Raw genomic sequence first — 18,149 nt, forward strand, 5'->3', positions numbered from 1 at the left:
GTTCTCTAGGGGCAGGTCGCGAATGGTGACCGTTGGGGCTATATAGGTTGTGATGTCCAAGCGCCGCATGAGCGTCGTTCTTGCCGCGACCGCGCTGATCAGCGCGGCGGCTGGGAACGCGTATGCGGACACGAAGGCGTCGAAGCCGATGGACTTCACGGTAAAGTCCGAACCGATCACGGCGGCGCCCAACGCCGGGCGCAACATGAAGTTCGACGCCTCGAAGGGCCGCTTCGGCATCGTCCTCGACATCCAACAGCCCGACGGCCGCGCCGCGGTGCCGAACGACGTCTCGGCCGGCGCCTACTTCCGGATCACGCCGTCGGTCCGGGTCGGCGGCTCGGTCAGCCTCGGCGAGCAGGATTTGACGCCCCGCCGGAACGCCGCGCGTCCTGCCGACCAGCCCAAGGTGCGGCTGGAGTCCACCTTCAAGTTCTAAGGCCTTCCACGGCCGCCAGTCCGATCAGGCCCGCGTCCAGCAGACGGCGGGCCGTTTTGTTGTTCACGCCACCCAGTGCATAGGCCGCCCGACCCGCGGCGCGGACGCACATGGCCAGCCGGATGGGACCCAGCGCGCGCACAGCGGAGGGGCTGTTCGAGGGGAAGGCCACCGAAATCACCACCGCGTCGGCGCGGCTCGCCCGAGCGGCGGCCAACGAATGCGCGGCCGAGGTGACCAGCCAGCCGGGATGGGCCTGTCTCAAGCGGGTCGCGAGATGCGCCAGGCGCTCAGGCAGATGGACGCCGTCGGCGCCGATGCGGGCCGCCAGCGCAATGTCCTGTCCGATCAGCAGCTTGAGGCCACGCGATCGGGCGATTTGCTTCAGCCGCAGGGCGCGCGACACGGCGTCCGGCGCCCCGAAGTGGCGGTAGACGATGGCGCTGCCTTTCGGAAGCCCCGCCGCCATCGCCTCGGGATCTGGTGTGCGGACCGGGTCGGTGAAGAACAGCAGCGCTGGCAAGGCCTTCCGCAGTCGCCGCCGCGCCGGTAAGAGCCGGGCCGTCCGCTGAAGGGTCCAGAAGTCTGAAATGAGCGCCGCTCCCAACGCCGAAGGCTATGCCGATGTGGTGGCCCGGATCGCCCGCGCCGCGCAAGCGGCCGGTCGCGATCCCAAGGATGTGACCCTGGTCGCCGTCTCGAAGACCCAGCCCTGGGAGGCGATCCAGCCCGTGCTGGACGCCGGCCAGCGGGTGTTTGGCGAGAACCGCGTGCAGGAGGCGCTGGAGCGCTGGACCGGCAAGGCCGACGGCCTGACGCTGCACCTCATTGGGCCCCTGCAGACCAACAAGGCCAAGGAGGCGGTCGCCTTCTTCGACGTGATCGAGAGCCTGGACCGCGAGAAACTGGCCCGCGTCCTGGCCGAGGAGATCCAGAGACAGGGCCGATCGCCCCGTCTGTATGTTCAGGTCAACACGGGCGAGGAGCCGCAGAAGGCCGGGATCGCGCCCGGCGAGGCGGACGCCTTCATCGCGGCCTGCCGGACGGCCTACGGCCTCGCGCCCGAGGGTCTCATGTGCATCCCGCCCGCCGACGAGCCGGCTGGCCCGCACTTCGCGCTCCTGAAGAAGATCGCGGAGCGCAACGGGCTCGCCAAGCTGTCGATGGGCATGAGCGGCGACTTCGAGACCGCGATCCGCTTCGGCGCCACAAGCGTGCGGGTGGGTTCGGCGGTGTTCGGCGCGCGGAGCTAGACTAGGCGGCGGGCTTCCTCCGTGGCCAGAGTTGGTCGACCGGGATCTCCAGTACCTTCGACGCCGAGGCGTGCAGGTTGGCAGGGGCCAGCTTGCCGGTTTTCACGGCGTCGGCCATCCAGGCCTCGATCTTGCCGCCCTCGCGGTCGTAGCCCTCCGCCTTGAGCATTCCATAGAGGCCGGCGGCCACGATGTGCATGCCGTCGTCGGCGTCACCCCAGCGCTTCGCGGGCGGAACCGAGACGCCAAGGCGCTCGGCGATGATCTGATCCATCGCCTGGACCGTGTCCTCGTTGAGGATGCCTTCCATGGTGTTGTAGCCGAACGCCGGGTCGTGCTCCTTCAGAACGCGCACGATGAGCGGATCCTTCTCCAGCGTCGCGATCGCCGCCTTGGCGGTCGGCCCCTCCATGTCGAACGGCGGGTGCAGGATCTCATGGCCCGCGATGCGGATCGTCAGCTCGTCCGGATAGTCCACGTGGCTAAGGAACCTCTGGCCCTGGATGCGGGTGCCGTGCGGCTTGGAGAACCACAACAGGACGATCTCGATGCCGGGCTGCAGTGTGCGGCCGATCAGGCGCTCCTGTTCGGCGATCACGTCCATGGCGGCGAGGCGGGCCGACAGCGCGGCGACCCGGGGTCCGAGCTTGGGCTGCATGAACTTGCGCCGGAAGGCGGGGAAGTCCGCGGCGCGCAGGCCTTCCAGCACCGTCAGCAGGTCGGCGCGGCCGGCCAGCAGCAGGTCCCAATTCTCCTGGTCCCAGTATTGGCTGACCTTGTAGGTCGGCAGCACGCGGGTCTCGGCCTCGCGGACCGCCAGGATGATGTCGTCGAGCGTCGCGTCCGGCGCGGCGGACAGCATGGTGCAGAGGCCAGGCGGCAGCAGCCAGGACTTGGCGTCGGCGGCCTTCTGCACCCGGTCGAGCGCCGCCTGCGCCTCGGGCGCGAACTTCGGCCGGAACTCGGTCAGTTCGGCCTGGTAGTAGCGGGTGTAGAGGGGCTTGCCGCTGAGCGGGCCCAGGAAGCAGAGCGCGTCGAAGCCCTCGGACCCGCGCACTTTCCATTGGGTCCGGATCGCGGCGAAGGCGGGAAGGGGCAGGGCGGCGGCCGTGGCGGCCGCGAGGAGCTGGCGTCGGTTCATGGGCCCGAACCTGGGCCGGGCTCAGGCCGCGGTCTTGAACGGATTTGATGCGCGCCAGGCGCCGGGGGTGCGGCCGGAGAAGGCGCTCAGGCTGCGCGTGAGGTGCGCCTGGTCGGCGAAGCCGTGCGCGGCGGCCAGCTCCGCCAGCGGCATGGCGGTGAGGGTGAGGTCGCGGAGGGCGGCGCGGGCTCGGGCCTCCCAGCGAAATCGCTGGGGCGCCACACCGAACACCTTGCCGAAGCCGCGAGACAGGTGCTCGGCCGAGAGGCCCAGGCGGCTGGCCCAGGCGCCTAGGCTGGCCTCGTCGCCCCCGGCGAGCGCGTCGGCCAGCAGGTCGGGCCAATCTCGCGCAGTGGTCACCAGCGGCTGGAAGCCGTCATTCAGCCGCGCCGTCGCCGCGTGGGGGTCGCGTTCGGCTGCGCGGACCAGTCCGTCCAGGTCGTCGATCCGCCCGAAGGCGGCGAGCTCGCCATGCGGAAGGGGAAGATTCAGCACCTGTGCGCCGGCGCGCGGCGTGCGGTTGAGGTGCGCCTCGAAGGGCCGGTGGACCACGATGTCGCCGGGTTCGAGCTGGCGTCGCCCCGCGTCGCCCGCCTCCTCGTAGCCGCCGGCGACCACCACGGCGACGTACCCGAGCGTGTGGCGATGGCGCGGCAGCGGCCCGGGATCGACGGTCTGGCGGACGGGAGGATGACTCACGGAACCTTCCGGATCTCGATCGCGTCACCGGGCGCCGCGATATCCAGCAGGTCCTCGAGATCCGCTCTCGTGATCGCGACGCACCCCTCGGTCGGCGGATAGCCGGGCTTGCAGATGTGCAGGAAGATCGCTGATCCGAGGCCGGGAAGCGGCGGGTCGTCGTTGTGGCCCAGCACGACGACGATGTCGTAGACCCCGTCCTCGCGCCACATGCGCTCGGCGCTGGCAGGATACGGCAGGGTCACGTGCCGGTTGTAGTTCGGGTCGGCCGGGTCGTCGCACCAGCCGTCGTCCTCGGTCATGGCGTGGACCCGGAACTCGCTGGCCGGCGGCGGCCCGCGGTCGGGCCTGTAGAAGATCTCGCGGATCGGCCACACCCCCGCCGGCGACGCGCCGTCGCCCTCGCGCTTGGCTGCCGCGGAGACCACGCCGGCGGGTCCCAGAGCGCAGCGCACCTTGCGCTCACCCAGGTCCAGCCAGCCGTCCGACGTCGCTACGAAGATCACCGGAACCTCGAATCCCTTTGCGGCGCACCGTCCAGATGGTGTTTGTTGCCGCTCATGGCTCAACGCAAGACCCTCCTCATCGTCGACGACGACCAGGACCTTCGCGGGGCGATCGCCGAACAGCTGCAGGCCGAGGCCTTCGACACCGTCGAGGCGGCCACGGCTGGCGAAGGCGTTCGCCAGGCGCGGGACGCCAAACCAGATCTCATCCTGCTGGACGTCGACCTGCCCGACATGGACGGCCGCGATGCCTGCAAGCGGATGCGGGAGGACGGTGTGACCACCCCCGTGATCATGCTGACCGCGGCCGACACCGACGACGATACGGTCAAGGGGCTGGACTCCGGCGCCAACGACTACGTCACCAAGCCGTACAAGTTCGCCGTGCTGCTGGCCCGCATCCGCGCCCAGCTTCGCGATTACGAGCACTCCGAGGGCGCGGTCTTCCGCCTGGGCGCCTACGAATTCCGCCCCGCCGCCAAGATGCTGGTGGACGAGAAGGGCAAGAAGATCCGGCTGACGGAAAAGGAGACCAACATCCTGAAGTACCTCTACCGGGCCGGCGAGAAGTCGGTCTCGCGTGAGGAGCTGCTGGCCGAGGTCTGGGGCTACAACGCGGGCGTCACGACGCACACGCTGGAAACCCACGTCTACCGCCTGCGCCAGAAGATCGAGCCCGATCCCGCCAACGCCCGCCTCCTGCTGACCGAGCAGGGCGGCTACAAGCTGGCGCCCTGACCTAGAGCAGCAGGTCCGCGCTGACGGGCGCGTGGTCGCTGGGGCGTTCCCAGCCGCGGACGTCGTCGTGGATGCGGGTGGCCGGGGCTCCCTGGCTGAACGCAGCCTCGCGCAGCCCGGGGGTGACGAGAATGTGGTCGAGGCGCAGGCCGCGGTTCGACTGGCGGAAATCCGCGGCGCGGTAGCTCCACCAGGACGCCAGCTTCTCCGGCTCGGGCGTCGCCTCGCGCATCAGGTCGATGAAGCCCAGCGAGGCCTCCAGCCTGCGGAACGCCTCGATCTCCACCGGCGTGTGGCTGACGATCTTGGACATGTACCTGTGGTTCCAGACGTCGAATTCGCCCGGCGCCACGTTCAAGTCGCCGACGATGGCCAGCGGCGCCTTGGGGTCGCGCTTGCCCAACTCGGCGGTCAGCTTCTCGTAGAAGTCCAGCTTGTGGTCGAACTTGGGGTTCTCGACCCGGTCCGGGACATCGCCGCCGGCGGGGATATAGAAGTTGTGCACCTCGACGCCGCCGATCACGCCGCCGACGCAGCGCGCGTGCTTTTCGCGGCAGACGTCCAGCGGCGGGGCGTCATCTATGGGCAGGCGCGAGGCGATGGCGACGCCGTGCCAGCCCTTCTGGCCTGCGATCTTCAGGTGGGGGAGGCCCATCTCCTTGAAGGCGTTCACCGGGAACTCGCCCTCGCGGCACTTGATCTCCTGCATGCAGAGGATGTCGGGCGCCTGTTCCCGGACGAACCGGGCCGCCTGTTCCGCGCGAAGGCGGACAGAATTCACGTTCCACGTGCAGATTCGGAGTCGCATTCCGCTTCCATATGCGAAAAGAAAGCCCGGACGCAGGTTTTGCGTCCGGGCTGTATGAGTCGTCTCTCATGCCGCCGCCGGGAGGGGATAGGTTCCGGCACGGACTCCGTCAGTGCGACCGGCGCACCGACGACGTAGTGATAATATCGCCACAGTATGACAGAAAGTCAAAGGGCTTTCGCCAGATTCCTTGCGTGTGTCGCTCGGGGCACACTTTTCGCAACCTAGACTTTTCCTCGGCCGGGGTTCTTGGGGCGCGGGTCCTTGAGGACGAACAGCGAGCGATCCAGGCCGCTGGTCCGCTGGAGGTCTAGCAGCTTCACCTGGGTCGGACGCTGCTGAGCGTCGGTCACGGTCCAGCCGGCAAGCGCCAGTGGCGTATCGGTGAATGTCAGGGTGATCTGGCCCGCCGTCTCCTTCTTGCCGTCGCGGGCGGTGATCGAGAAGCCGTCAGCCATCCGCGTGACGCGCGTGACGGTGACGCCCTTGTCCAGACGTATGGTCTTGGCCAGGAACAGGGAAAGCGGGGTGGTGCCCAGCGGATACTGGTCGAAGGTCTTCAGCCGCTTGTCCTGCACCGACACCACGCCGCCGTCCGAGACGACCAGCAGGCCAGAGGGTGGATCGTAGGCGAAGCGCGCCTTGCCCGGGCGCTTCATGAAAAGCTGGCCGGTGGTGGCCCGTCCACGGGCGTCGGTCTGCACGAAGCGGCCCTTGGCCTCGTTGAGGCCCTCCAGGTAGGCCACGGCGCGGTCGATCAGCGCCAGGTCGGCGGCCGAAAGGCCGGTCTGCGCCAAGGCGGGGCCGGCGAAGGAGGTCGCGGCCAGGGCCAGCGTCAGGCTGCGTCGGGTGAAGGTCATGCTTGCTCCGTAACGTGCGGAAAGCCTATCGCGCCAGAGCGGCGGCAATGGGGCCAGCGGCAACGCTTCGCCTTCCGGAGGTGTTCCCATGGGTATGATCGACGACCTGGAACGGCGGATGGCCGAGGCGGCCGAGGCCGGCGACTTCGAGACAGCGGCCCTGCTGCGCGACGCCATCGCGCGGATCCGCTCGGGCGAGTCGAACCTGCGCGAACAGAAGCCAGGCCGCATGGGCCTGGGCTCGAGCCAGGAACGCTACGTACCCGACCCCAAGCGACCCTTGCCAAAGAAGCCCGATCCGATGACCAGCGGCCACAAGCCGGGTGGTCGGCGTTCGAAGGGCTAGGGCGCCGCGCTGACCAGGATCTCGCGCTTGCCGGCGTGGTTGGCGGGGCCGACGACGCCCTCCTGCTCCATGCGCTCGATGAGCGAGGCGGCGCGGTTGTAGCCGATCTGCAGGCGGCGCTGGATGTAGCTGGTGGACGCCTTGCCGTCGCGGGTCACCACGGCCACCGCGCGGTCGTAGAGGTCGTTGCCCTCCCCGTCCCCGCCGCCGAAGTCGCCGCCGCCCTCGCCGTCCTCGTCATCACCGCCCGCCGTGACCTCCTCGAGGTAGCTGGGCTGGCCCTGGTCGCGCAGGAACTTCGCCACCGCCTCGACCTCGCCGTCCGAGACGAACGGGCCGTGCAGGCGGGTGATGCGGCCGCCGCCGGCCATGTAGAGCATGTCGCCTTGGCCCAGCAGCTGCTCGGCCCCCTGCTCGCCCAGGATGGTGCGGCTGTCGATCTTGGAGGTGACCTGGAAGCTGATCCGGGTCGGGAAGTTGGCCTTGATGGTGCCGGTGATGACGTCCACCGACGGGCGCTGGGTGGCCATGATCAGGTGGATGCCGGCGGCACGCGCCATCTGCGCCAGGCGCTGGACGGCGCCTTCGATGTCCTTGCCGGCCACCATCATCAGGTCGGCCACCTCGTCGATGATCACGACCAGGTAGGGCATCGGCTCGGGGCGGATCTTCTCGCTCTCGTAGGTGGCGCGGCCGTTCTCGTCGAACCCCGTCTGAACCGTGCGTTCGAAGTGCTCGCCCTTGGCCAGGGCCTCGCGGGCGCGCTCGTTGAACGAGGCGATATTCCGCACGCCGATCTTCGACATGCGGCGATAGCGGTCCTCCATCTCGCGCACGGTCCACTTCAGCGCGACGATGGCCTTCTTGGGGTCGGTTACGACCGGGGCGAGGAGGTGCGGGATGCCGTCGTAGACGCTGAGTTCCAGCATCTTGGGGTCGATCATGATCAAGCGGCACTGCTCGGGCGGCAGGCGGTAGAGGATCGACAGGATCATGGCGTTGACGCCCACCGACTTCCCCGAGCCGGTGGTGCCCGCGATCAGGAGGTGGGGCATCTTGGCGAGGTCGGCCACATAGGGCTCGCCGCCGATGGTCTCGCCCAGCACCACGGGCACGACCTGGCCGCCGCGCTCGTATTCCGGCGCTGACAGCAGTTCCCGCAAGTAGACGGTTTCGCGGCGTTGGTTCGGCAGCTCGATGCCGATGGCGTTGCGGCCGGGCACGACGGAGACTCGGGCCGAAGCCACCGACATGGAGCGGGCGATGTCGTCCGCCAGCGCCACCACGCGGGCCGATTTCACGCCGGCGGCGGGCACCAGTTCATAGAGGGTGACCACCGGGCCCGGGCGGATCTGGTCCACCTGGCCGCGGACGCCGAACTCGGCCAGCACGCTCTCCAGCAGCTGGGCGTTCTGGCGAAGCGAGCCCTCGTCGTACTGGGCGGCGCGGGCCGGCGCCTTGGTCAGCATGGAGAGTTCGGGAAGCTGGAAGCCGCCCTCCTGGGCGAAGGCGAAGGTGTTCTGCGCCTCCTTCTGCTCGCGCACGCTCTCTTTCGGCGCCGGCTTGGGCGCCTTGACCTGCAGGGTCGGGCCGTCGGACGCGGCGGCGGGCGCGAGCGGCGCCATCGGAGGCTCGTCGATGGCCTCGTCGGCGACGACCGGCGCGTCGCGCTTGCGGCGGGCGACCTTGGCCGCGCCGACAGGCTCGGGCTTCGCGGCCGTGAGCCTGGGCTTCGGCGTCAGCGCGTGGGTCAGGCTGTCGACGATGCCGCGGAAATCCAGGCGAGAGAGACCCAGGCCGTAGCCGTAGGCGACCACGCCGGCGACCAGCAGCACGCTCCCGGCGATCGCGGTCCCGAAGGCCAGGCGGGCGTACTCGATGAGGCCGGCGAAGCCATCCAGCAGGGTGTCGCCCCAGAAGCCGCCCAGGCCCTTGGCGAGCGGCCAGGCGGCGGGTGTGGGCGCCCAGGCCAAGGCCCCGGCCAGCGCCAGCAGCCCCAGCGTGCCGATCGCGGCGCGCAGGCGCAGTCGTCCGCGGCTGAGGTCGGGCTCCGGGTCGGTGACGCGCGCCAAGCCGCAGGTGACGAGCAGCAGCGCCGCGAAGCCTGCGGCCACGCCCAGTGATTGCACGCCGATATCGGCCAGCACTGCACCGCCGCCGCCCAGGGCGTTGGCCGGCTCGGCCGGGCCGGCGGCGTTCAGGCTGGGATCGGCGGCGTTGTAGGTGGCGAAAGCGACGGCCAGGGCGGCGCCGAACGCGGCGGTCAAGCCTCCGCGCAGCCGCGCCGTGGCCGGGTGGTTCCAGGTCAGCCTGGCGATATGGAGCGCAAGCTCCCCACCGGTTTTCCGCGCCGCCCGCGCCATGCGCCCAAGGCCTCCAGCAAATCGACTCGGTCCTGTTTGCGGCAGGGACCGTTAATCGTGCGTTTACCGTGATTGCCGCGATCGCCGATGCGGCTTCCTTGCGGCCCGCGAGCGCATTAGGTTCGCGGGCATGAACTGGTCCATGCCCCGCCCCGTGCTGCAGGTCGTCGCCACCGGCCTCGTGGCCTCGTGCCTTGGCGCCTTTGCTCTTGGGGCCATCACTGCGCCGGCGCGCGGTCGCCTGCCGGGCGAGCGGGCGGACGCCGCCGGGTCGGCCGAGGTCCTGCAGGCGCAGGAAGCCCAGCCGCTGACCGACGAGCGGATCATTGGTCGCACCCAGGACGAGGAAGAGCTGACGCCGGAGGAGAAGGCGAAGCTCGAGGAAGAAAAGAAGGCCAAGGCCGCCGCAGCCGCTGCCGCCAAGGCCGCCGCCGAGAACGGTGCGCCCGCCGGCCCGGAGGCGGCCCCGGTGATCGCGCCTCCGCCACCGGCGGAGAAGACCGAGGCGGCCCCCGCCCCGCCTCCGCCGAAGGTGGAAGAGCCGCCATTCTAGGTGTTGTTCGTCCTCCCCCGGCTTGCGGGGGAAGGCGCAAGCGCGCCTACACGCCGTTCTTCTTGAAGAAGGCCAGCATTTTTGCCCAGCCGGCCTCGGCGTCCGCCTGGCTGTAGGAGGGGCGGTAGTCGGCGTGGAAGCCGTGCTGAGCGCCGGGGAAGACGACGATCTCGCTCGAGGTCTTGCCCGCCGCCCTCAGCGCTTCGCGCATCTTCTCGACGTCGGTCAGCGGGATCCCCTGGTCCTTCTCGCCGTACAGACCCAGGACCGGCGCCTTCAACTCGCTGACCAAGTCGATGGGGTTCTTGTTGCTGGTGTCAGCTGGCGACATGTTGCCTGTGAGCCGGCCGTACCACGCCACTCCACACTTGAAGTCAGGGAAGCGCGCCACGGATTCCCAGACGACCGCTCCGCCCCAGCAGAAGCCTGTGATGGCCATCCGCTTCGCGTCGGCGAAAGGCTGCGCCTTGAGGTAGGCGAGCGCCGCCTGTGTGTCGCCCGTAACTTGGGCGTCGGTCGCGGTGGCGACCATCTTCATGATCGCGGCGCGGTCCTCGGTGGCGGAGGGGTCCCCGGCCCGGACGAAGTAGTCGGGTGCGATCGCCACATAACCGGCCTTGGCCAGCCGGCGCGCCGTGTCGCGGACATATTCGTGCAGGCCGAAAATCTCCGACACCAGCACCACGCAGGGGAATTTGCCCGACTTGGTCGGCCGCGCGATGAACGCCGGGATCTCGCGGTCGGGCGCCTTGATCTGGACCATGCTCTGCACGAGGCCCGTGCCGTCGGTCTTGATCGGCTCGGCCTGGGCCGACCAGGCGGCGAGCGCATAGCCGCCCGTCAGCGCCAGCGTCAGCCCGCGGCGCGAGAGGTGGACGTCTTCCGGGCGCGTGCCGTCCGGGCGGGTGAGCGTGACCATGGCCTGTCCTCGTCAGCGAACTTGGGAGATGATCGCCACGGAACCGACAGCTAGCGACGCGTCAACCGCTCATGACCGCCGGTCGCATGAAACCGCTCAGCCTGCGCCGCCTGACTCCGGGCGAGCAAGGCTTCGCCGCCGAGATGTTCGGCGACGGGCTGGACGCCAGCCGCGTGCGGATCCTTGCGCTCCCGATCTGGAGCCGCGCCTTTGTTGCCGGTCCTCGCCTCGTCGTCTGGCCCGCCGCCACCGCGCCCCGCGACTTCTCGGCGGCGTATGTTCCGCTGGGGGTGCAGGCGGTGTTCGTGCACGAGCTGACCCACGTCTGGCAGGCCCAGAACGGAACGGCGCTGCTCTTGGCAAAGATCAAGGCGGGGGACAGCGAGGCATCCTACGCCTACGACCTCGAAGATGGACGATCGTTTGCAGCCATGAACATCGAGCAGCAAGCCATGGTGGTGGAGCACGCCTTCCTCGCCGCGAGGGGCGGCGCGACGCCGCACCCGGCTCCGCTTTACGCTGAGGCAAGCGCCCACTGGCGGCGAACATGACTCATGCCCTTGATCCGATTAGGGGCTTTCGGGCTTGCAGCCCCCGCAATTTCCCCCATATCCGCACTCGACGCTGGTTGCCGCGAACGGAAAGACGGCAACCGGACGGGAGACGTAATCGAACCGGGGATGTCGCAATCCCGGCGGCGCTTCATTAGAAGGCCCCACCGCGACATTCGCCAAGCAAGGAGCGAGTAGACCTAGGCTATGAGCAAGATCATCGGCATCGACCTCGGCACGACCAACTCGTGCGTGGCCATCATGGACGGCAAGACGCCGAAAGTGATCGAGAACGCCGAAGGCGCGCGGACCACCCCCTCGGTGGTGGCCTTCCTGGACGACGGCGAGAAGCTGGTCGGCCAGCCCGCGAAGCGCCAGGCCGTGACCAACCCCACCAACACCCTGTTCGCGATCAAGCGCCTGATCGGCCGCAACTTCGACGACCCCGTGGTCGCGAAGGACAAGAACATGGTGCCCTACGAGATCGTGAAGGGCCCGAACGGCGACGCCTGGGTGCGCGCCCACGGCAAGGACTATTCCCCGCAGCAGGTGTCGGCCTTCACCCTTCAGAAGATGAAAGAAGCAGCCGAGCAGCACCTGGGCGAGAAGGTCGAGAAGGCGGTCATCACCGTTCCGGCCTACTTCAACGACGCCCAGCGTCAGGCGACCAAGGACGCCGGCAAGATCGCCGGCCTCGAAGTCCTCCGCATCATCAACGAGCCGACCGCCGCCGCGCTGGCCTACGGCCTTGAGAAGAACGACGGCAAGAAGATCGCGGTCTATGACCTGGGCGGCGGCACCTTCGACGTGTCGATCCTTGAGATCGGCGACGGCGTCTTCGAGGTGAAGTCGACGAACGGCGACACCTTCCTGGGCGGTGAGGACTTCGACCTGCGGATCGTCGACTACCTGGCCGACGAGTTCAAAAAGGAACAGTCCGTCGACCTGCGGAAGGACAAGCTGGCCCTGCAGCGCCTCAAGGAAGAGGCGGAAAAGGCCAAGAAGGAGCTGTCGAGCGTCACCCAGTACGAGGTGAACCTCCCCTTCATCAGCATGAACGCGTCCGGCCCGCTTCACCTGAACGTGAAGCTGTCGCGCGCCAAGCTGGAGGCCCTGGTCGAGGACCTGATCAAGCGGACGGTCGGCCCCTGCGAGCAGGCGCTGAAGGATGCGGGGCTCAAGAAGTCCGACATCGACGAGGTGATCCTGGTCGGCGGCATGACCCGCATGCCCAAGGTCGTCGAGGTGGTGAAGGAGTTCTTCGGCCGCGAACCCCACAAGGGCGTGAACCCGGACGAAGTCGTGGCGCTGGGCGCCGCGGTGCAGGCCGGCGTGCTGGGCGGCGAAGTGAAAGACGTCCTGCTGCTGGACGTGACCCCGCTGACCCTCGGCATCGAGACGCTGGGCGGCGTGTTCACCCCGCTGATCGAGCGCAACACGACCATCCCGACCAAGCGTAGCCAGACCTTCTCGACCGCGGACGACAACCAGTCGGCCGTGACGATCCGGGTCTTCCAGGGTGAACGCCCGATGGCGGCCGACAACAAGATGCTGGGCCAGTTCGACCTGGTCGGCATTCCGCCGGCGCCGCGCGGCGTGCCGCAGGTCGAGGTGACCTTCGACATCGACGCCAACGGCATCGTCAACGTCTCGGCGCGCGACAAGGCGACGTCCAAGGAGCAGTCGATCCGCATCCAGGCCAACGGCGGCCTCTCGGACGCGGACATCGACGCCATGGTCAAGGAAGCCGAGTCCAACAAGGCCGACGACGAGAAGCGCAAGGCCGCGGTCGACGCCAAGAACCAGGCCGACGCCATCATCCACTCGTCGGAAAAAGCCCTCGCCGAACACGGCGACAAGGTCTCGGACGCCGAGCGGACCGCCATTCAGACGGCGCTGGACGACCTGAAGGGCTCGCTGGACTCGGGTGACGCGGAAGCGATCTCCGCCAAGACCCAGACCCTCATCCAGGCTTCGATGAAGCTGGGCGAGGCCATGTACAAGGCCCAGCAGGGCGAAGCCGGCGGCGGCGAAGGCGCCACGGCCTCGGATGCGGGCGCCTCGGACGACGTCGTCGACGCCGAATTCGAGGAAGTCGACGGCGACGGCAAGAAGTCGGCGTGACAACGCGCCCCATGGTTTCGGCGAACGTGAAATGCGATCACCGGCCCATGGGGACGTCGCCGCCGCCTTCGCGGGACGCCAGCGCCGAAAAGCGCTGCATCTTTGAAGGGATACCCCCCGGTCACTCGGCTGTGTTAAGCCTTGCAGGCGGCCGGGGGGCCACCCACCTCACAACACAACAGTTTCAGAGCTTCTGACGTCTCATGCGGGACTATTACGAGATCCTGGGCGTGGAGCGAGGCTGCGATGACAGCGCGCTCAAGGCCGCCTTCCGCAAACAGGCGATGGAACACCATCCCGACCGCAATGGCGGCTGCGAGGAGGCTTCGGGCCGCTTCAAGGAAGTCAACGAGGCCTATTCCGTCCTGAGCGACCCTCAAAAGCGAGCCGCCTACGACCGCTTCGGCCATGCCGGGGTGAATGGCCAGGGCGGCTTCGGCGGCGGGAACGGTCAGTTCCACGATGTGCACGACATCTTCAACGAGGTGTTCGGCGACGTCTTCGGAGACATGTTCGGCGGGCGCGGCGGCCAGCGCCAGCGCAGCGGTCCGGCGCGCGGGTCCGACCTCCGCTACGACCTGGAGATCAGCCTCGAGCAGGCCTACGCGGGCGCCGAGGTCGAGATCACCATCCCGGTCACCCTGGCCTGTGAGGCCTGCGAAGGATCGGGCGCCAAGCCGGGCACCAGTCCCACCACCTGCACCACCTGCCATGGCGCGGGCCGCGTCCGCGCCAGCCAGGGCTTCTTCTCGATCGAACGCGCCTGCCCCCGTTGCGGCGGCTCGGGCCGCATGGTCATGGACCCCTGCACTGAGTGCCGGGGCGCCGGCCACCTGCGCAAGCAGAAGACCCTGGCCGTCCGCGTTCCGGCGGGCGTCGACGACGGCGCGCGCATCCGCCTCGCCGGCGAGGGCGACGCCGGCCAGCGCGGCGGTCCGCGCGGCGATCTCTACATCTTCGTCTCGGTGGCCCCGCACGAACTGTTCGAGCGCGACGGGCTGGACCTGCTCTGCACCGTCCCGGTGCCGATGTGCGTCGCGGCCCTGGGCGGCGAGATCGAAGCCCCCTGCCTGCTCGGCGGAGAAAACTGCGACGGCGAATGCAAGATCGACGTCAAGGTCCCTGAGGGCGCCCAGACAGGCAAGACCGTGCGTGTGAAGGGCCGCGGCATGCCTTCCCTGCGCTCGCGCGACCGCGGCGACCTAGTGGTCGAGCTGTTCGTCGAGACCCCCACGAAGCTGACCGCGCGGCAGAAGGAGCTGATGCGGGAACTGGCCGAGATGTGCAGCGAACAGCAGCATCCCAAGGCCGCGGGCTTCATGGGCAAGGCTAAGAAGTTCTGGGGCGCGGCCAAGGGCCAAGCCTGAGTCTTTCCCTCCCCATGAAGGGGAGGGAAAACCTCGCGCCCTACTTCTTCGCCCTGTACGCCACCAGCGCATTGCCGGCCTGCTGGCCGAAGCTGGCGTAGCCCGAGCTGATGAACAGCAGGCCGTCGCCGGCGAACGGACCCGCCGCGTCGATCGAGCCGCCGGCGCCGGTGACCTTGTTGACGCCGGTGAACGGGACCGCGGTGTCGAAGCTGTTCAGCAGCTTGCCGCTGGCCGCCTCGAACACGTAGACGCGCCCATCCAGGCCGCCGGCCACCACCGCGCCGTCGATGACCACCGGCGGCGCCGACAGGCCGAACTTGCCGTCGCAACTGGGCACGCGCGCCTTGCGGCCGTTCTCGCAGTCGGCCTTGGCGCGCCACGACCAGGCGACCTTGCCGCTAGCCACGTCGATCGCGTAGAGGCCCGCCGCGTTGTCCTTCTCGGGCACGTTCGGGTCGGCGATCGGCACGTAGACGTGGCGTCCGTCGGCCGCGAGGCCCCAGTGGACGCCGCCCAGGGCCGAGCCCTTGCCGAACTGGTGATGCCAGACCTGCTTGCCGCTGGCCGCGTCGAGGGCCCAGACGTCGCCCGACTTCTGGCCGCCCAGGATCAGCGTCCTCCGATTCCCGCGCCAGATCACGGGGCCGCCGCCGAAGTCGTGATCGCGCAGCACGCTGCCCTCGGACGCGAAGAAGCAGTTGGCTCCCGGAGGGCGGCCGCCAGTGGGCGAGCCGATCGGGCAGGACATGTTCCAGACGTCGTTGGCCAGCGCCTGGAACACCCACTTCTGCTTGCCTGTGGCGAGGTCCAGCGCGACCAGGCTGTCGCTGGTGTTGGTGGCTGGCGGCGAGGTGTTCTCGCCGGTGGCGGTGTAGACGACGCCGGCCTTCAGATCGACCGAGGGGCTGGACCAGATCGGCGCGCCCGACGGGCCATAGACCTCGATCCCCTTGGCGTTCTTGCGGCCCAGGGGCTTGGCGTCCTCCATGGTGTGCCAGGTCCACAGGACCTTGCCGTCGGCGGCGTTCAGCAGCGCCACCGCTCCGTGCGCCTTGCAGCAGGCGAAGGTCTCGCGCATCGAATTCGCCACGTCGATGGCCGAGATCGGCACGACGATCCGGTCGCCCGCGAACACCGGCGTCCCCGACAGCGGTACGGTCTTGTCGTGGCGCGGGTCGACCTTCCAGGCGACCTTGCCGGTCTTGGCCTCGAAGGCGATCAGGTTGCCCTGGCCGTCGCCGCCGACCACCGCCCAGGGTCCGTCCTTGCCCAGTTGGCCATAGGCCAGGCTGGCCCGCACGCCGCCCGGCGTCGCCCATTTCACGCAGCCCGTCTGGGTGTCCAGCGCCACCACGTAGCCGGCCTGGCCCGCGGGATAGAACAGGGTGCTCCCCACCACGACGCCCTGGCCGCGCAGGCCCGAGGTCTTGGGCATCACGAACGACCAGGCGACCTCCAGGTTGGCGAGGTCCTTGGTGGTCAGCTTGGCCTGGGACGAGGTCATGCGGCGGGAATTGTCATGGTCGACGCCGAAGCCGATCTGCGCCGGTCTGGCGGTGAGATCGACCTCGCGCTTGCCCTCGGCGCAGCGGTTGTCGTCGATCCAGCCCGTGCCCTGCGGCCCCTCGGGCGCGGCCAGATAGCTCACCACGTCGCGCAACTGGCGGCGGTCGAGGCCGTCGCCGATCGGCTTCATGACGCCGGTGGTCAGCGCCGTGGTGATCATCTGGGCGCTCATCTTGCGCAGCGAGGCGACGGGCGGCGCGCGGTCTCCGGCCGGCGGCGCGTTGTGGCAGGCCGCGCAGTACTGGTCGTAGACGGCCTTGCCGGGCGGCGGCGCCTCATCGCTCGCCTGGGCTTGCGCGAGGCTGCCCATTCCAAGTCCCGCGAGCGTCACGGCGGCGGCGACCGCACCGGCCCCCGCGAAAGACTTCCATCCGCTCATGACGTTGCCCCCGAAACATACCGGTCATTCGACCGCATTCTGAGGGCGGAACCTACTCGCCGCGGGTCTCGGACGAATTGCCTCGCTGAAATCCGGCGCAGGCGGTTTGCGGCGACGCGCCCTTTCCGCTAGAGACACCCTCCGCTGAAGACGCACCCGTAGCTCAGCTGGATAGAGCGTTGCCCTCCGAAGGCAAAGGTCACACGTTCGAATCGTGTCGGGTGCGCCACTCCTCCCATCTGTCCGCCGCTAGTCGCCCTTCCCTTTCGGATAGGCGATTTCGTGGGCGTGAGGTTGGGCGTGGCCATGGGTGCGCAGGTAGCGCTCGTCCAGTTCGGCGATGAGCTGCTCGCCCTTCTCCTTGCCGACCAGGCGCAGCAGGGCGTCGAGCTTGGCCTCGGTGCGGTCGTCGTTCTCCTTCGACGCCGGCGAGCCCACGTAGAGGAAATAGGCCAACCCGACGACCTGCCACAGCAGCTGCAGGAACTCGGACTGCCAGTTCTCGAAGGTGTCGCGGCCCATCTCCATGAGGTAGGGCCCGACCTGCGCCGCCTCGCCGTGGGCCTGCTGTTCGTCGGCAAAGGCGTACCAGCCAAAGACCCAGTGGAGGATGATCGACACGAGGAAGAAGCCGGCGGTCAGCCAGGCGTAGGCATAGCGCTTCATTGGAGGTCTCCCGTTCGCGGCAGGGCAACCCGGCGCGACGGCAGCGGTTCCGGCGGTTGACGGATGAGATCTTGGGCCTCCACCTAGGCGGCGAGTGGGAGGCGCGCACCATGGCCGGAACGAAGGTCGCCTATTCGGCGCAGGGGATCGAGTTCGTGGGCGCGCTGTTCGCGCCCGCCGGGTCAGGCCCCGCGCCGGGTGTGTTGGTCGCGCACGAGAGCCCGGGGATCACCGAGCATACCCTGGGCGCAGCCAGGACGCTGGCGGGCCTGGGCTTCGTGGCCCTCGCGACGGACTACCAGGGCGGCGGCCTGGTGGTGAACGATCGCGACGAGATGATGCGCCGCTACGCCGCGTTCATGGCGGACCCCAGTCACATCCGTGCGCGCCTGGGCGCTGCGCTGGAGGCCCTCAAAGCCCAACCGCGGGTGGAGGCCGACCGACTGGCGGCCGTCGGCTACTGCTACGGGGGGACCGCGGTGCTGGAGCTGGCGCGCGGCGGCGCTGACCTGAAGGCGGTGGTGGGCTATCACTCGGGCCTCGCGACGGCGCGTCCGCAGGACGCCGCGGCGATCAAGGGCAAGGTCCTGGTCCACATCGGCGCCGACGACCCGGTGATCCCGGCCGCCCAGCGGGCCGATTTCGAGCGGGAGATGACCGCGGCGGGCGTGGATTGGCGGATGATCACCTACGGCCGGACCGGCCACAGTTTCACGAACCCCGAAGCTGATGGCTGGGGAATGCCGGGCTTCGCCTACTCCGCCGACGCCGACCGGCGCTCATCGGCGGCGACGCTGGACCTCCTGCGCGAGGTCGGCCTCCTGTAGCGCCTGTTGCGGCCGAGCAACAATTCGCGTCTCAAGCGTAG

At 69.0% G+C, this 18,149-nt stretch carries 19 protein-coding genes and 1 tRNA gene; 10 read left to right on the forward strand and 10 right to left on the reverse strand.

Features of this window, described 5'->3' with window-relative positions; genetic code table 11:
• Window positions 1-52: 52 nt before the first annotated feature.
• Window positions 53-439, forward strand: a complete 387-nt coding sequence (locus tag ACODSY_RS00895; protein ID WP_488949741.1) for an NtrZ family periplasmic regulatory protein — start codon at window positions 53-55, stop codon at window positions 437-439.
• On the opposite strand, the gene ACODSY_RS00900 is transcribed toward ACODSY_RS00895, so the two are convergent.
• The gene (locus tag ACODSY_RS00900) at window positions 429-962 is read right to left on the reverse strand and encodes a thiamine phosphate synthase (RefSeq protein WP_488949742.1); all 534 of its coding nucleotides are present in this window, start codon (window positions 960-962) and stop codon (window positions 429-431) included. The genes ACODSY_RS00895 and ACODSY_RS00900 overlap by 11 nt on opposite strands.
• A gap of 67 nt (window positions 963-1,029) precedes the next feature.
• Between ACODSY_RS00900 and ACODSY_RS00905 the strand changes: the two genes are divergently transcribed.
• Window positions 1,030-1,692 carry a YggS family pyridoxal phosphate-dependent enzyme gene (locus ACODSY_RS00905; RefSeq protein WP_488949743.1) on the forward strand — a complete coding sequence of 221 codons (663 nt, stop codon included), beginning with the start codon at window positions 1,030-1,032 and terminating at the stop codon, window positions 1,690-1,692.
• Window position 1,693: 1 nt separating this feature from the next.
• On the opposite strand, the gene ACODSY_RS00910 is transcribed toward ACODSY_RS00905, so the two are convergent.
• Genes ACODSY_RS00910 through ACODSY_RS00920 form a run of 3 tightly spaced genes read right to left on the reverse strand, consistent with a single transcriptional unit; the run spans window position 1,694 to window position 4,038 of the window.
• Window positions 1,694-2,833, reverse strand: coding sequence for a hypothetical protein (locus tag ACODSY_RS00910; RefSeq protein WP_488949744.1), 1,140 nt, complete (start codon window positions 2,831-2,833; stop codon window positions 1,694-1,696).
• A gap of 21 nt (window positions 2,834-2,854) precedes the next feature.
• Complete coding sequence (locus ACODSY_RS00915) at window positions 2,855-3,532, reverse strand: helix-turn-helix domain-containing protein (protein ID WP_488949745.1); 678 nt, start codon at window positions 3,530-3,532, stop codon at window positions 2,855-2,857.
• Window positions 3,529-4,038: a L,D-transpeptidase family protein gene (locus ACODSY_RS00920; protein WP_488949746.1), complete on the reverse strand. Its 510-nt coding sequence runs from the start codon at window positions 4,036-4,038 to the stop codon at window positions 3,529-3,531. The genes ACODSY_RS00915 and ACODSY_RS00920 overlap by 4 nt, the downstream gene beginning before the upstream one ends.
• 54 nt (window positions 4,039-4,092) lie before the next feature.
• Here ACODSY_RS00920 and ACODSY_RS00925 point away from each other — a divergent pair, with 54 nt between their 5' ends.
• Window positions 4,093-4,776 (forward strand): response regulator transcription factor, encoded by a 684-nt coding sequence (locus ACODSY_RS00925; RefSeq protein WP_488949747.1) that lies wholly within the window; start codon window positions 4,093-4,095, stop codon window positions 4,774-4,776.
• Window position 4,777: 1 nt separating this feature from the next.
• Here the strand turns inward: ACODSY_RS00925 and xth are convergent, their stop codons facing one another.
• Both xth and ACODSY_RS00935 read right to left on the reverse strand, forming a co-directional pair.
• Window positions 4,778-5,584: an exodeoxyribonuclease III gene (xth, locus tag ACODSY_RS00930; RefSeq protein ID WP_488949748.1), complete on the reverse strand. Its 807-nt coding sequence runs from the start codon at window positions 5,582-5,584 to the stop codon at window positions 4,778-4,780.
• 224 nt (window positions 5,585-5,808) lie between these two features.
• Entirely contained in the window at window positions 5,809-6,444 is a 636-nt protein-coding gene (locus tag ACODSY_RS00935) for a LolA family protein (protein WP_488949749.1), read from the reverse strand.
• Between the two features lie 88 nt (window positions 6,445-6,532).
• Between ACODSY_RS00935 and ACODSY_RS00940 the strand changes: the two genes are divergently transcribed.
• Window positions 6,533-6,790 carry a UvrB/UvrC motif-containing protein gene (locus ACODSY_RS00940; RefSeq protein ID WP_488949750.1) on the forward strand — a complete coding sequence of 86 codons (258 nt, stop codon included), beginning with the start codon at window positions 6,533-6,535 and terminating at the stop codon, window positions 6,788-6,790.
• On the opposite strand, the gene ACODSY_RS00945 is transcribed toward ACODSY_RS00940, so the two are convergent.
• Window positions 6,787-9,153, reverse strand: coding sequence for an FtsK/SpoIIIE family DNA translocase (locus ACODSY_RS00945; RefSeq protein WP_488949751.1), 2,367 nt, complete (start codon window positions 9,151-9,153; stop codon window positions 6,787-6,789). The genes ACODSY_RS00940 and ACODSY_RS00945 overlap by 4 nt on opposite strands.
• Window positions 9,154-9,283: 130 nt before the next feature.
• Between ACODSY_RS00945 and ACODSY_RS00950 the strand changes: the two genes are divergently transcribed.
• On the forward strand, window positions 9,284-9,706 hold the full coding sequence (locus tag ACODSY_RS00950) for a hypothetical protein (RefSeq protein ID WP_488949752.1): 423 nt from the start codon (window positions 9,284-9,286) through the stop codon (window positions 9,704-9,706).
• 46 nt (window positions 9,707-9,752) lie between these two features.
• Here ACODSY_RS00950 and ACODSY_RS00955 read toward each other — a convergent pair whose 3' ends face one another.
• Window positions 9,753-10,625: a dienelactone hydrolase family protein gene (locus tag ACODSY_RS00955; protein WP_488949753.1), complete on the reverse strand. Its 873-nt coding sequence runs from the start codon at window positions 10,623-10,625 to the stop codon at window positions 9,753-9,755.
• A gap of 86 nt (window positions 10,626-10,711) precedes the next feature.
• On the opposite strand from ACODSY_RS00955, the gene ACODSY_RS00960 reads away from it, so the two are divergent.
• From ACODSY_RS00960 to dnaJ, 3 genes are all read left to right on the forward strand, one after another.
• Window positions 10,712-11,176: a hypothetical protein gene (locus ACODSY_RS00960; RefSeq protein ID WP_488949754.1), complete on the forward strand. Its 465-nt coding sequence runs from the start codon at window positions 10,712-10,714 to the stop codon at window positions 11,174-11,176.
• Between the two features lie 207 nt (window positions 11,177-11,383).
• Entirely contained in the window at window positions 11,384-13,300 is a 1,917-nt protein-coding gene (gene dnaK, locus ACODSY_RS00965) for a molecular chaperone DnaK (protein WP_488949755.1), read from the forward strand.
• Between the two features lie 203 nt (window positions 13,301-13,503).
• Complete coding sequence (gene dnaJ / locus ACODSY_RS00970) at window positions 13,504-14,667, forward strand: molecular chaperone DnaJ (protein ID WP_488949756.1); 1,164 nt, start codon at window positions 13,504-13,506, stop codon at window positions 14,665-14,667.
• 40 nt (window positions 14,668-14,707) lie between these two features.
• On the opposite strand, the gene ACODSY_RS00975 is transcribed toward dnaJ, so the two are convergent.
• Window positions 14,708-16,615, reverse strand: coding sequence for an outer membrane protein assembly factor BamB family protein (locus ACODSY_RS00975; protein ID WP_488949757.1), 1,908 nt, complete (start codon window positions 16,613-16,615; stop codon window positions 14,708-14,710).
• A gap of 152 nt (window positions 16,616-16,767) precedes the next feature.
• Between ACODSY_RS00975 and ACODSY_RS00980 the strand changes: the two genes are divergently transcribed.
• A tRNA-Arg gene (locus ACODSY_RS00980) sits at window positions 16,768-16,844 on the forward strand.
• A gap of 20 nt (window positions 16,845-16,864) precedes the next feature.
• On the opposite strand, the gene ACODSY_RS00985 is transcribed toward ACODSY_RS00980, so the two are convergent.
• On the reverse strand, window positions 16,865-17,281 hold the full coding sequence (locus ACODSY_RS00985; RefSeq protein WP_488949758.1) for a DUF6766 family protein: 417 nt from the start codon (window positions 17,279-17,281) through the stop codon (window positions 16,865-16,867).
• A gap of 71 nt (window positions 17,282-17,352) precedes the next feature.
• Here ACODSY_RS00985 and ACODSY_RS00990 point away from each other — a divergent pair, with 71 nt between their 5' ends.
• Window positions 17,353-18,108: a dienelactone hydrolase family protein gene (locus ACODSY_RS00990; protein WP_488949759.1), complete on the forward strand. Its 756-nt coding sequence runs from the start codon at window positions 17,353-17,355 to the stop codon at window positions 18,106-18,108.
• The last annotated feature ends 41 nt before the right edge of the window (window positions 18,109-18,149 follow it).

Source organism: Phenylobacterium sp. FG114 (assembly GCF_057809855.1).